The sequence below is a fragment of the Mycolicibacterium brisbanense genome (assembly GCF_001570425.1).
In the GTDB taxonomy this organism is placed as follows: domain Bacteria; phylum Actinomycetota; class Actinomycetes; order Mycobacteriales; family Mycobacteriaceae; genus Mycobacterium; species Mycobacterium brisbanense.
In genome coordinates, this window is the sequence record NZ_BCSX01000035.1 from 65,215 (window position 1) to 77,467 (window position 12,253).

A 12,253-nucleotide genomic window follows, 5' to 3' on the forward strand; every position below is an offset into this window, starting at 1 on the left:
CGGAAACCGGCTACCACGTGATCGCGTACTCCCCGGCAGCGTCGACGAGCCACTCGGCGAGATAGCGGGCGAACGACGACCGCACCAGGATGCGGTAGTCGGTGCCGTTGTCGGCCAAGGGAATCAGGACGACAGCGGCAAGCCCGAGCATGGTCTGCGCGGCGGCGCCCGGCGCGAAGGCCGAGGGATGCAGATCCAGTGAGCAGCCCTTGGCCAGGACGTCGCGGGCGTGTTCGCCGCGCAGCCGCAGCGTTGTGCGCTGCGCCGAGACATCGACGGCCGCGCCGTCGTGCTCGGCGACCGCGTCCCGCAGCTGTGCTTCGAGATCCTCGCCGGCCCGGCCGGTGGAGGTGACGAGCCATTCATCGGGCCCGAACCAGATCACCGTGGTGTCCGCGCCGTCCACCGCCGTCGACGGCGTGGTGGGCAGCGCATCGACACCGAGGACCCCGGCCGCAGCGGCGGCTCCTGCCCCGTCGGGGTCGACCCACAGATCGACCATGGTGACAAAAGGCTCCTCTTCGAGCCGTGCCGAGGGCGGCAGCTCGGCGAACCGAGATTGCCAGTCCTGCAGCGGGCTTTGGCGGTACAGGGTGTCAGCCATCGCGGCGTGCTCCTTCGGGATCGACCAGGACGCTGCTGGTGACCTCGACGGACACCAGCCTGCCGTCCACGGGAACGTGCAGGGTTTCTCCGATGCGGGCGTGCCCGCCCTTGACCAGGGCCAGGGCGAACGGCCGGCCCAGCTCGGCGCTGCGGTAGCTGGACGTGACCTGGCCGAGCATCGGCACCGGCGGCGGGGGAAGGACGCCGTCGGCGCAGGTCTCGATGATCTGGGCGCCCTCGGGAAGCACGGTCTGTGCGTCGACGGGCAGCAGCCCGACGAACTGCTTGCGCAGCGGGTTGAGGTTCTCCGCTCGGGTGAACGACCGCTTGCCGATGAAGTCCGGCTTCTTCTTCGACACGACCCAGTTCATGCCGAGATCCTGTGGTGTCACGGTGCCGTCGGTGTCCTGCCCGATGATCGGGTAGCCCTTCTCGGCACGCAGCACGTGCATGGTCTCGGTTCCGTACGGCGTGATCCCGTACGGCTCACCCGCGGCGATCAGACGCTCCCACACCGCAGTCGCGTGCCAGCCGGTGACGTTGACCTCGTAGGCCAGCTCACCGGAGAAGCTCACCCGCCCGATCCGGACGTGCACGCCGTCAAGGCTGGTGTCGCGCCAGGCCATGAACGGGAACGCCTCGTTGCTGACGTCCACATCGCCGAAGACGGCGCCGATCACGTCGCGGGACTTGGGGCCGACGACCGGGAAGGTGTGCCACTGCTCGGTGACCGACGTCATCCGCACCTTCAGGTGCGGCCACTCGGTCTGCAGCCATTCCTCCATCCACTCCAGGATGTGGGCCGCGCCGCCGGTGGTGGTGAACACCTGGAATCGGTCGTCCGCCAACCGCATCACGGTGCCGTCGTCGATCACCATGCCGTCCACACCGCACATCACGCCGTAGCGGAGCATGCCGACCTTGAGCGTGCTCATCATGTTCGTGTAGAGCATGTCGAGGAATGCGCCTGCGTCGCGGCCCTGCACGTCGATCTTGCCGAGGGTGGAGCCGTCCAGGATTCCCACGCCGCCGCGGGTGGCCGCGCACTCACGCAGCACCGCGGTCTCCATGCTCTCGCCGTTCACCGGGTAGTAGCGCGGCCGCTTCCACTGGCCCACGTCCTCGAACACCGCTCCGCGGGCGACATGCCAATCATGCACGGCGGTAACGCGTTCCGGGTCGAACATGTGGCCCCGGTTGCGGCCCGCGAGCGCGGCGAACGCCACCGGAGTGTAGGGCGCGCGGAACGTGGTGACACCCAGGTCGGCGACCGGGACACCGAGCAGTTCGGAGGTGATGCCGGAGGCCACCACGCCGGACGTCTTGCCCTGATCGTGTGCGGTGCCGATGGTGGTGTAGCGCTTGATGTGCTCCATCGACCGCATGCCCGCGCCAACCGCGCGCTCGATGTCCGCCACGGTGGCGTCGCGCTGGACATCGACGAACTGGCTGGCCGTGCCCTCCGGATCGGCAACCTGCCACAGCACCATGCCCGCGTCGCTGTCCAAAGTCGAATCAGCTTCGCCCGCAAACGGTTCGGCGGCGGTGGCGACGCCGAGCGCGTCGAGTGCCGCGGCCGCTGCCTCGCGTCCGCTGCGCAGGCAGCCGGGCAGGTTGAACACACCGTTGGCGGAGCCGACGACGTGCACGCCGGCCAGCGGCTCGCCGGGTACGAACGCGCCGAGCGCCTCGTCGTAGCGCAGGACGCCGCGGGCCTGGCTGAACAGGTGCACCGCAGGGTTCCAGCCGCCGCTGACGAGCAGCACGTCACAGGCCACCGCAGTGGTGTCGGTGCTGCCGGACCGGGCGACGAGTGCATGGCTCACGCGGTTTTCGCCGCGGGTTCCGCGCACCACGGAGTCGGTCTGCAGGTCGATGCCGCGGGCAGCGCACTCGTCGCGCAGCCGCGCTGACACGTCGGCGCGCGCGTCGACGATGGCGCTGATCGCCACGCCGGCGTCGTGCAACTCGAACGCCGCGAGATACGCACTGTCGTTGGTGGTGAACACCACGGCCTGCTCGCCGACCTTGACGCCGTAGCGGTTCAGGAAGGTTCGCGCACCGCCGGCCAGCATGATGCCGGGCCGGTCGTTGTCGGTGAAGACCACCGGACGCTCGTGTGCACCGGCGGCGACGATGACCTGGCGTGCGCGGATGCGCCAGACCCGCTGACGGCTGATCTCCGCGGGTGCCGCGGCACCCAGGTGGTCGGTGCGGCGCTGCACCGCGAGCACGAAGCCGTCGTCGTAGTGCCCGAACGCGGTGGTGCGCTGCAGGTGCAGCACCTCGGGGTAGCCGGCCAGCTCGGCGGTGGCGTCGGCGACCCAATCCAGGGCGGGCTTGCCGTCGATGGTGTCGGTGCTGCCCAGCAGTGCGCCACCGGCTTCGCTCTGCTCGTCGAGCAGCACCACCCGGGCGCCGGCGCGCGCCGCGGTCAGCGCGGCGGCAAGGCCGGCAGGCCCGGCACCGGCGACCAGCACGTCGGTGTGCACATGGGTGGCGTCGTACCGCGCCGGGTCGGCGGTTTCGGCCAACCGGCCTTGACCGGGCAGACCGCGGGCGACGAGGCCGTCGAACAGTTCGACGGTGGTCGCGAGCAGCATCGGCTCGGGGAAGGGGTGTTCGATCTGCACCAGACCACCGGTGTCCTCGGCCCACGCCGAGGTGAAGCCGCGGGGCCGGCCCAGCTTGATGCTGGTGGCCACCTGGTGCACGCCGTTGGCCAGCAGAGCGGAGGCGAGCGTGTCGCCGGCGTGCCCGGTCAGTTCACGATCGTTGAAAGTGAAGGTGTGCACGGTGTTCCGGTCGATACGGCCACCGTCGGTGGTGCGCAAAGATGCGTTCATCAGATTGTCGGCCTCTGCTCGTCCAGGCGGTACACGCGGTGGAATCTGTAGGTGGCGGTGTCGCGCAGCGCGTTGAACCAGCGCCGGCAGCCTGCGCTGTGGGTCCAGCGCTCGGCGAACAATCCCTTGGGATTGTTACGGAAGAACACGTAGTGGCCCCACTCCTCGTCGGTGAGAGCCTGAGGATCTTCGGGGTAGGCGACGTGTGCCTGACCGCCGTAATGGAATTCGGTCTCCTCGCGCGGCCCGCACCACGGGCATTCGATGAGTTGCATGGTGACTCCTGAGATCTAGTGGGCAGCGCCGGCGAGCCGGCTAATGGGCAACGCCGGCGGCGCCGTGCTCATCGACCAGCGCGCCGGTGATGAATCGGTCGAGGCTGAACGGGGCGACATACTCGTGCTCGCGGCCGTTGGCGATCGTGTCCGCCAGGCACCAGCCGATGCCGGGGGTCACCTTGAAACCTCCTGTGCCCCAACCCGCGTTGAGGTAGAGGTTCTCGTAGCCGGCGCGGCCCACGATGGGCGATGCGTCCGGGCAGACGTCGACGATGCCCGCCCAGGTGCGCAGCAGATGCGCCCTGGCGAAGACCGGGAACAACTCGACCGCGGCGGCCATCTGGCGTTCGATGATGTGGAACGCACCACGCTGGCCGTACCCGTTGTACGAGTCGACACCTGCGCCCATGACCAGCTCACCCTTGTGCGCCTGAGATACGTAGACGTGCACGGCATTCGACATGACGATCGTCGGATGCACCGGCTCGAGGAGCTCGGAGACGAGCGCCTGCAGCGGATGGCTCTGCAGCGGCGTGCGGATGCCGAGCATGTCGGTCAGCGTCGACGTGTGCCCGGCCGCGCACAGGAGGACCTGGCCGGCCGCGATGTCACCACGGGTGGTGCGCACGCCGGTGACCCGGTCGCCGTCGGTGGAGAACCCGGTCACTTCGCAGTTCTGGACGATGTCGATGCCGGCTTCGTCGGCGCGGCGCGCGAATCCCCATGCCACGTAATCGTGTTTGGCGATGCCGGCCCGCGGCTGATACGTCGCGCCGAGCACCGGGTAGCGGATGTCGTCGGAGATGTTGACGATCGGGCACAGCTCTTTGACCTGCTTGGGATCCACCCACTCGGCGTCGATCCCGTTGAGCTTGTTGGCTTCCACACGCCGCACGCTGTCGCGGACGTCCTGCAGGCTGTGGGCGAGGTTGAGCACGCCGCGCTGGCTGAACAGGATCGGGTAGTCGAGGTCGTCTTCGAGCCCTTCCCACAGCTTCAGGGCGTGCTCGTAGATGCGGGCGCTCTCGTCCCACAGGTAGTTCGACCGGATCAGCGTGGTGTTGCGGGCCATGTTGCCGCCGGCCAGCCAACCGCGCTCCAGCACTGCGACATTGGTGATGCCGTGGTTCTTCGCCAGGTAGTGGGCGGTGGACAGGCCGTGTCCACCGCCGCCGACGATGACGACGTCGTAGGACTTCTTGGGCTCGGGGGTGCGCCAGAGGAAATCAGGGTGCTCCGGCAGGTGGGCGCCGGGCGGGGTCGTGGAAGCTGTTGTCACTGTGCGACCTTCGTCAGGGAGGGGTAGAGCGGGAAGCGGGCGGCCAGAACGTCGACGCGGTCGCGCAGAGCGGCCAGGCCGGCATCGTCGGTGTCGGGGCGCAGGGCGAGGCTGATGATGTCGGCGACCTCACGGAACGCGTCGAGGTCGAATCCACGCGTAGCCAGCGCGGGGGTGCCGATCCGCACGCCCGAGCTGACCATGGGCGGCCGGGGGTCGAACGGAACGGCGTTGCGGTTCACCGTGATTCCGACGCGGTGCAGCCGGTCCTCGGCCTGCTTGCCGTCGAGCTCGGATTCCCGCAGATCGACCAGAACCAGGTGCACGTCGGTGCCACCGGAAACCACGTTGATGCCGGCCTTGCGTGAATCCTCTTGCAGCAGACGGTCGGCCAGGATCTTCGCGCCTTCGAGGGTGCGCTGCTGGCGCTCACGGAACGCGGGCTCGCCTGCCAGCTTGAACGACACGGCCTTGGCGGCGATGACGTGCTCCAGCGGGCCGCCCTGCTGGCCGGGGAACACCGACGAGTTGAACTTCTTGGCCAGCGCCGCATCGTTGGTCAGGATGATGCCGCCGCGGGGCCCGCCGAGAGTCTTGTGGGTTGTCGAGGTGACGACGTGCGCATGCGGCACGGGCGACGGGTGGAGCCCGGCGGCGACGAGACCGGCGAAGTGCGCCATGTCGACCATGAGGTAGGCACCCACCTCGTCGGCGATCCGGCGGAACTCCGCGAAGTCCAGCTGCCGCGGGTAGGCCGACCATCCGGCGATGATCACCTTCGGGCGGTGCTCGCGGGCCAGCTCCGCCACCTGGGCCATGTCGACGCGATGGTCATCTTCGCGCACGTGGTAGGCGGCGACGTTGTACAGCTTGCCGGAGAAGTTCAGGTGCATGCCGTGGGTCAGGTGACCGCCGTGGGCCAGGGCCAGGCCGAGGATGGTGTCGCCGGGCTGCAGCAGGGCGGCCATGGCGGCCGCGTTGGCCTGTGCGCCCGAGTGGGGCTGGACGTTGGCGTACTCGGCGCCGAACAGGGCCTTGATGCGGTCGATGGCCAGCTGCTCGACAACATCGACGTGTTCGCAGCCGCCGTAGTAGCGCCGGCCGGGGTAACCCTCGGCGTACTTGTTGGTCAGCACGCTGCCCTGCGCCTCCATCACCGACAGCGGTGCGAAGTTCTCGCTGGCGATCATCTCCAGGGTGTTCTCCTGGCGGCGCTGCTCGTCGGTGACGGCGGCGTAGACCTCCGGGTCGGCGTCGGCGAGGGACTGGCCCAAGACCGTGCCGTGCGCGGCCTCTGTTTGAACACCCATACTGACTCCTCTGGTCCAGACGATTGATATATCAGTTGGCGATCACCTTAGCGGCCGCGTTCGAGCCAGGTCAAGGGGTCTGTGGGGTTTGGTCGACGCGGGTTTGCCGACGCTGCCCAGAACCAGCCACAGTGGGGAGAGAACGGCTTGCTGCGGCAGGGCATTGGCAGAAACCCGACGGGTGAAAAGGGGTGCAGAGGCGTCCGAAACGGACGAACTCGTGATGGTCCGGTGGCGACGTCAGATGACGGCGCGCACTCCGACCTCGAAGCCTGTCACGTGCTGCAGTGTGAGTTCGGCGGCGGCGTCGCCGTCACCGCTGATGATGGCCGACAGGATGGCCGAATGCTCGTTGATGTGCTCGGCGACGTCGGTGAGCCGCTCGAGGAAAAGGCAGAAGATGCGGGTGACCAGGTTGTGGTAGCGGACCAGCACGTCTTCCAGGTGCGGGTTGCCCGCGGCCCGGTAGATGCTGCGGTGGATGGTGATGTCCAGCCGCATCAATTCGGTGGGATCGGTGGGCAGATCGTCGATCGTCTTGTACGCGTCCAGCAGCTGCTGCAACTCGTCGCGCTGCGCGGCGCTGGCACGCTCGGCCGCGCGCCGGGCGGCCAGGGGTTCGAGCTGTAGGCGAATCTCGTTGATATACGCCAGATCCGTGATCTCCACGCCCGTGGCGAATGTCCCGCGGCGGGGGTAGGAGATGACGAGACGATCGTCTTCGAGGCGCTTGAGTGCCTCGCGCACCGGCGTGCGGCCGACATCGAGTTCGCTGGCCACCCGAATGTCGTCGATGGGCTCGCCGGGCCGGATCTGCAGCGTGGTCAGCTGGTCCCGCAGCGCCAGGTACGCACGATCGGCCAAGGAGGCCGGTGCAGTTTCTGAGCCGATGGGGATGATCGCCACGGCCCGATCTTAGCAGTGATATCCAACAGTTATTGCGTGCGAACGCACCTATGCAGATTAAAACGCAGTTGATATATTAATCGAGTATCCAACCGCAAGTGGCGTGTGAGCTTCCAGGGGTCGTCACCGAACACAAAGGTCAACGGCGTGACTGTCAGCGTTTTCGAGCTGTTCAAGGTGGGCATCGGCCCGTCCAGCTCCCACACGGTCGGGCCCATGAAGGCCGCATACCTTTTTGTGTCGCGGCTCGCGGCCGAGGGCCTCATCGCGGACACCGCCGCCGTGCGCTGCGACCTGTACGGTTCGCTCGGCGCCACCGGCCACGGCCACGGCAGTGTCAAGGCCGTCGTCCTGGGCCTTGAGGGCGAACAGCCGCAACTGGTCGACCCGGTCGCGGCCGATCCGCGCGTCGACGCCATCCGCGCCGAGGGGCAGCTGCGGCTCGCGGGCACCCGCCCGATCCGGTTCGACGTCGACCAGGACATCGTGTTGCACCGCCGCGAACGCCTCGACTTCCACAGCAACGGCATGGTGTTCCAGGCATTCGACGCGGCGGGCAATCAACTGGAACGCCGCGAGTACTACTCCGTCGGTGGCGGTTTCGTTCTCGACGAGGATGAAACCGGCACCCGGGTCCTCGTCGTGGATCCCACCCCGGTGCCGTACCCGTTCAGCAGCGGAGCCGAGATGCTCCGGCTCACCGCCGAAACCGGCATGAGCATCAGCGATCTCATGATGGCCAACGAGAAGGTGTGGCGCAGCGAAGCCGAGATCAGAGCGGGACTGCTGCACATCTGGGACGTCATGCAGCAGTGCGTCGACCGCGGAACCCACGTCACCGGCGTGCTGCCCGGCGGACTCAAGGTCCGCCGCCGCGCCGCAGAACTGCGCGAGCGGCTGGAGAACGGCAGCGACGAGCACGACGCGCTGCGGGCGATGGAGTGGGTGACCATGTACGCGCTGGCGGTCAACGAGGAGAACGCCGCGGGCGGTCGCGTCGTCACCGCACCGACCAACGGCGCGGCCGGCATCATCCCAGCGGTCCTGCACTACTACCGCCAGTTCATCGACAGCTTCAGCGAGGACGGCGTGGTGCGGTTCCTTTTGACCGCAGGCGCAATCGGCTTGCTGTTCAAGGAAAATGCCTCCATATCCGGCGCCGAGGTGGGCTGTCAGGGCGAGGTCGGCTCCGCCTGCTCGATGGCCGCAGCCGGGCTTGCCGAAGTGTTGGGCGCCACGCCCGCGCAGGTCGAGAACGCCGCCGAGATCGGCATCGAACACAATCTGGGCCTCACCTGCGACCCGGTCGGTGGCCTGGTGCAGATCCCGTGCATCGAGCGCAACGCCGTCGGCTCGATCAAGGCGATCAGCGCCGCCCGCATGGCCCTGCACGGTGACGGCACACATCACGTGTCGCTGGACAAGGCGATCAAGACCATGCGGGAAACCGGCGCCGACATGAGCGTCAAGTACAAGGAGACCGCTCGCGGCGGCTTGGCGCTCAACGTCGTCGAGCTGCCGCTCAACGTGGTCGAGTGCTGAGAGGCAAGCAGTGAACAGCTTCACCCTGACCCTGACCTGCCCGCAGCGGCCCGGCATCGTCCACGCCATCACCCGATTCCTGTTCCAGCACAAGGGCGACATCGTCGAGCACCAGCAGTTCGACGACGCCGGGCGCGGCCAGCTCTACCTGCGAACGGCCTTCCAGGTCGACGGGGACAGCACCGAGGGCCAGCTGATCGACGAGTTCGCCGCCACAGCAGAAGAATTCGGCATGTCGTTCACAATCCGCGGCGACCGGGTACCCCGGGTGCTCGTCATGGTGTCCAAGCAGGGGCACTGCCTCAACGACCTGGTGTTCCGTTGGCGCTCAGGCACTCTCGACGGTGAGCTGGCGGCCGTGGTGTCCAACCACGACGACCTGCGGTCCATGGCCGAGGCGGCGGGGCTGCCGTTCTACCGCATTCCCGTGACGGCGGAGAACAAGCCGCAGGCCGAGGCCCAACTGCTCAAACTCGTCGACGATCTCGACATCGACCTGGTGGTGCTGGCCCGGTACATGCAGGTGCTCTCCGATGAGGCGTGCACCGCGCTCTACGGGCGGGCCATCAACATCCACCATTCGTTCCTGCCCGGTTTCAAAGGTGCACGCCCGTACCAGCAGGCATTCCAGCGTGGCGTCAAGCTGGTCGGCGCCACCGCGCATTACGTGACTCCCGAACTCGACGAAGGGCCGATCATCGAGCAGGAGGTGATCCGCATCGACCACACCTACGACGAGCGCGCCCTGGCAACCGTCGGGCGCGACGCCGAGGCGCTGGCGCTGGCCCGGGCGGTGCGCTGGCACTGCCAAAGCCGGGTCCTGCTCAACGGGCACAGCACCGTCGTCTTCCGTTGACTTCTTCTGTGAGTTAGCTGTACGTCGATGCCGGCCAGGGCAATCCGCATGCGCGCGGCGCGGTGGCGCACGACGATTGGGGCATGCAACCCAACCCTCTCGACCCCGTCGCCGGTGAGCGGCTGTCGCACGCCGACCGCATCTTCACCTCCGATCTGACGGTCAACGAATTCGTCCTGCTGCACGGGGCCGGATTCGAACCCATCGACCTCGTGATGGGTGTTTCGGTCTACCACGTGGGCTTCCAGTTCAGCGGGCTGCGGCAGCAGATGGAGCTGACCGTGCTCACCGAGGCGACCTACCGCGCTCGCTGGAATGCCATGGCGCGCATGCAAGCTGAGGCCGACAACGTCGGCGCCGACGGTGTGGTCGGCGTCGAGCTGTATTGGCGCGCACACGGTGAATCGGGGGAGCACCTTGAGTTCATCGCGGTCGGGACCGCGGTGCGCTACGCCGCGCAGCCGGGTGCGTACCGCCGTGCCAACGGCCAAGCCTTCAGCAGTCATCTCTCCGGCCAGGATCTGATCACGCTGCTGCGGGCCGGGTGGGCGCCGGTCGCGTTCGTCATGGGCAACTGTGTCTTCCACGTAGCGGCCCAGGGCTTTCTGCAGACCATGCGCCAGATCGGGCAGAACGTCGAGATGCCACAGTGGACCCACGGCAACTACCAGGCCCGGGAACTGGCGATGTCGCGTATGCAGGCCGAAGCCGAACGTGACGGTGCGAAAGGGGTGGTCGGGGTGTACACCGCGGTGGACAACTACTGCTGGGGGTATCACACGCTCGAGTTCTATGCCGCAGGCACCGCGGTGCGCCAGACCGGATCCGGCGAAGCCATCGAGCCGTCGTTCGTCCTGCCGATGAGCGGCTAGTGAGCGCGTTCGACCCCGGGCGGGTCAGCCGCACGGTCGCGGCCGCCCTCGATGGGCCGGGCGGGGTAGGGCTCGTCGTCGCCGTGTTCGCCGGCGTGCCCGGCGTCGTTCACACCCCGGCGCAGCGCGGCATGTTCCGCTCGGCGCCCGAACGCATCCAGATCGCCGACTGGCGTTACGAATTGGATCGCGACGGGCGGCTGCGCACCGCCCATATCGTCAACGGCATCGTGATCGCCGAGGAGATACTGGCGGCCGCGACGGTCGGCCCGCACATCGCCCGCGCCCTGGGACAGCTGGTCGGCGGGTACGGCGAGAGCATTGTGCCGAACATCGATGCGGCACTGGAGGTTCTGCAACCCGGCAGCACCGGCGCGTGGCCTGCCCCGTGAACGCGAGCCGCCACCGCAGCGGCGCTGCGGTGGCGGCAATCTACGCGATAGCGGCCGATCAGTAGGTCGGGATGAACACGCCGTTCATCCACACGCCCCAGTGCTGCCAGCCGCGGTCCCACACCTGCGGGTTGCCCATGCCCCAGGCCGGCGCGGCCGGTGCCGGCGGTGCCCACGCGGGCGGCGGGCCGGGGTTGGGGCCGGCGGGAGGAGCCATGGGAATCATCGGCATGCCTTGTGCGGCCGGGACCGGCGGTGCGGCGCTCGCCGTGGCGGCGCTGAGCCCTGCCGCGCCCGCTGCCGCCATACCACCGGCAACCAGGGCACTTGCGAACAGTTTGGTGAATGTCATGGTGGTGCAACTCCAATCTGAGTCGGGATGAAATTGGACCGACTCATTGGCTAACCCGCTCGCGGAAGCGCTAAACCTCGACCGAGGCGGCCGCGCGCGCATCGCATGACGCTTCGCGATGAGCCCGAGGCGTGGCACCGAGGCCCGCGGCCAGCCCGCATGCGATCAGCGCGACGCCGGCCCACACGGGGATCGCGGGCAAGGATCCGGCGACGGGGATGCCGATCACCGCTGCGGCAACCGGGGCCACCCCGGTGAGCAGGCCGGCCCGCGCTGCGCCCAACTGGCCCACGCACGTGTACCAGAGGATGAACGCCAGCGCGGTCACGCCGACCGCCAGGTAGCCGATGGCCATGAGTTCACGGGCAGCGAATGTGGTTGCCGCACGCCAACCTTCGCTACTCAGCCCGAGTATGCCGAACATGGCTGCGGCCATCCAGGTGGTGTGCACCGACACGCCGGCCGGACCGTGTGAACCGAGGACCGGCACGGCGAGCAGCGTGAAGCCCGCCTCGCACGCGAAGACGACGAGCGCCCACAGCAGGCCCGTGGCGTCCGCGTCACCGAGCCCTTCGACGATGGCCGCCCCCGCGCTGACCACCAGCGCAGCCGCCAGTAGACGCGTGGTGGGGCGTCGGCCTTCCAGAACCGGGCCGATCGTCGCCAGCGCCACCGGTACACAGGCGACGGCAACCGCCAGCACGGCGGGTTCGGCGTGCTGCGAGCCATGCACGAGTGCGATGTTGAACAGCACCAGTCCACTCGCCGCGATGCCCGCGAGCCAGAGCCATTCGCTGCCGCGCGGGCGCCGCACGCTGCGGCCGGTCAGCCGCACCCAGCCCAGCAGGAGGGCGCACGCGCACGCGTAGCGGAGTGCCTGAGCGGTGAGCAGCGGAGCGCCGGCGAGCACCCCCGACGCTGCGACACTGCCGCCGACGAAGGTCATACCCAGGGCACCGCAGAGTGCTGCGCGGGTCGTAGTGCTGGACATGAGCTCATGATGGTTGGATCATG

12 protein-coding genes are annotated in these 12,253 nt (G+C 68.3%); 4 read left to right on the forward strand and 8 right to left on the reverse strand.

Annotated features, from left to right (window positions below; translation table 11 throughout):
* Window positions 1-10 precede the first annotated feature (10 nt).
* The 6 genes from RMCB_RS19215 to RMCB_RS19240 all read right to left on the reverse strand — a co-directional run bounded on the left by RMCB_RS19215 (window position 11) and on the right by RMCB_RS19240 (window position 7,225).
* The gene (locus RMCB_RS19215) at window positions 11-604 is read right to left on the reverse strand and encodes a sarcosine oxidase subunit gamma (protein ID WP_062830065.1); all 594 of its coding nucleotides are present in this window, start codon (window positions 602-604) and stop codon (window positions 11-13) included.
* The gene (locus RMCB_RS19220) at window positions 597-3,452 is read right to left on the reverse strand and encodes a 2Fe-2S iron-sulfur cluster-binding protein (protein WP_062830066.1); all 2,856 of its coding nucleotides are present in this window, start codon (window positions 3,450-3,452) and stop codon (window positions 597-599) included. Before RMCB_RS19220 ends, RMCB_RS19215 begins: the two co-directional genes overlap by 8 nt.
* Window positions 3,452-3,727 carry a sarcosine oxidase subunit delta gene (locus RMCB_RS19225; RefSeq protein WP_029367626.1) on the reverse strand — a complete coding sequence of 92 codons (276 nt, stop codon included), beginning with the start codon at window positions 3,725-3,727 and terminating at the stop codon, window positions 3,452-3,454. Before RMCB_RS19225 ends, RMCB_RS19220 begins: the two co-directional genes overlap by 1 nt.
* Window positions 3,728-3,767: 40 nt before the next feature.
* Window positions 3,768-5,009 (reverse strand): sarcosine oxidase subunit beta family protein, encoded by a 1,242-nt coding sequence (locus RMCB_RS19230; RefSeq protein ID WP_062830067.1) that lies wholly within the window; start codon window positions 5,007-5,009, stop codon window positions 3,768-3,770.
* The gene (gene glyA, locus RMCB_RS19235) at window positions 5,006-6,319 is read right to left on the reverse strand and encodes a serine hydroxymethyltransferase (RefSeq protein WP_062830068.1); all 1,314 of its coding nucleotides are present in this window, start codon (window positions 6,317-6,319) and stop codon (window positions 5,006-5,008) included. Before glyA ends, RMCB_RS19230 begins: the two co-directional genes overlap by 4 nt.
* Window positions 6,320-6,559: 240 nt before the next feature.
* Window positions 6,560-7,225 (reverse strand): GntR family transcriptional regulator, encoded by a 666-nt coding sequence (locus tag RMCB_RS19240; protein ID WP_029367629.1) that lies wholly within the window; start codon window positions 7,223-7,225, stop codon window positions 6,560-6,562.
* 147 nt (window positions 7,226-7,372) lie between these two features.
* Here RMCB_RS19240 and RMCB_RS19245 point away from each other — a divergent pair, with 147 nt between their 5' ends.
* The 4 genes from RMCB_RS19245 (at window position 7,373) to RMCB_RS19260 (ending at window position 10,887) form a co-directional block, all read left to right on the forward strand.
* Window positions 7,373-8,767, forward strand: coding sequence for an L-serine ammonia-lyase (locus RMCB_RS19245; RefSeq protein ID WP_062830268.1), 1,395 nt, complete (start codon window positions 7,373-7,375; stop codon window positions 8,765-8,767).
* A gap of 10 nt (window positions 8,768-8,777) precedes the next feature.
* The gene (purU, locus tag RMCB_RS19250) at window positions 8,778-9,623 is read left to right on the forward strand and encodes a formyltetrahydrofolate deformylase (RefSeq protein ID WP_062830069.1); all 846 of its coding nucleotides are present in this window, start codon (window positions 8,778-8,780) and stop codon (window positions 9,621-9,623) included.
* Window positions 9,624-9,706: 83 nt separating this feature from the next.
* A complete protein-coding gene (locus RMCB_RS19255; protein ID WP_062830269.1) occupies window positions 9,707-10,495 on the forward strand; it encodes a heavy metal-binding domain-containing protein in 789 nt (262 codons plus the stop codon).
* Window positions 10,495-10,887 carry a DUF5073 family protein gene (locus RMCB_RS19260; RefSeq protein WP_062830070.1) on the forward strand — a complete coding sequence of 131 codons (393 nt, stop codon included), beginning with the start codon at window positions 10,495-10,497 and terminating at the stop codon, window positions 10,885-10,887. The genes RMCB_RS19255 and RMCB_RS19260 overlap by 1 nt, the downstream gene beginning before the upstream one ends.
* A 58-nt stretch (window positions 10,888-10,945) precedes the next feature.
* On the opposite strand, the gene RMCB_RS19265 is transcribed toward RMCB_RS19260, so the two are convergent.
* Window positions 10,946-11,239 carry a hypothetical protein gene (locus tag RMCB_RS19265; protein WP_062830071.1) on the reverse strand — a complete coding sequence of 98 codons (294 nt, stop codon included), beginning with the start codon at window positions 11,237-11,239 and terminating at the stop codon, window positions 10,946-10,948.
* Window positions 11,240-11,309: 70 nt separating this feature from the next.
* Complete coding sequence (locus RMCB_RS19270; protein WP_062830072.1) at window positions 11,310-12,230, reverse strand: DMT family transporter; 921 nt, start codon at window positions 12,228-12,230, stop codon at window positions 11,310-11,312.
* Window positions 12,231-12,253 lie beyond the last annotated feature (23 nt).

Coding starts and splice junctions, on each gene's coding strand:
- RMCB_RS19225 (WP_029367626.1), bottom strand. CDS start 3,727: ATGCAACTCATCGAATGCCCGTGGTGCGGGCCGCGCGAGGAGACCGAA.
- RMCB_RS19270 (WP_062830072.1), bottom strand. CDS start 12,230: ATGTCCAGCACTACGACCCGCGCAGCACTCTGCGGTGCCCTGGGTATG.
- RMCB_RS19215 (WP_062830065.1), bottom strand. CDS start 604: ATGGCTGACACCCTGTACCGCCAAAGCCCGCTGCAGGACTGGCAATCT.
- RMCB_RS19265 (WP_062830071.1), bottom strand. CDS start 11,239: ATGACATTCACCAAACTGTTCGCAAGTGCCCTGGTTGCCGGTGGTATG.
- RMCB_RS19255 (WP_062830269.1), top strand. CDS start 9,707: ATGCAACCCAACCCTCTCGACCCCGTCGCCGGTGAGCGGCTGTCGCAC.
- RMCB_RS19220 (WP_062830066.1), bottom strand. CDS start 3,452: ATGAACGCATCTTTGCGCACCACCGACGGTGGCCGTATCGACCGGAAC.
- glyA (WP_062830068.1), bottom strand. CDS start 6,319: ATGGGTGTTCAAACAGAGGCCGCGCACGGCACGGTCTTGGGCCAGTCC.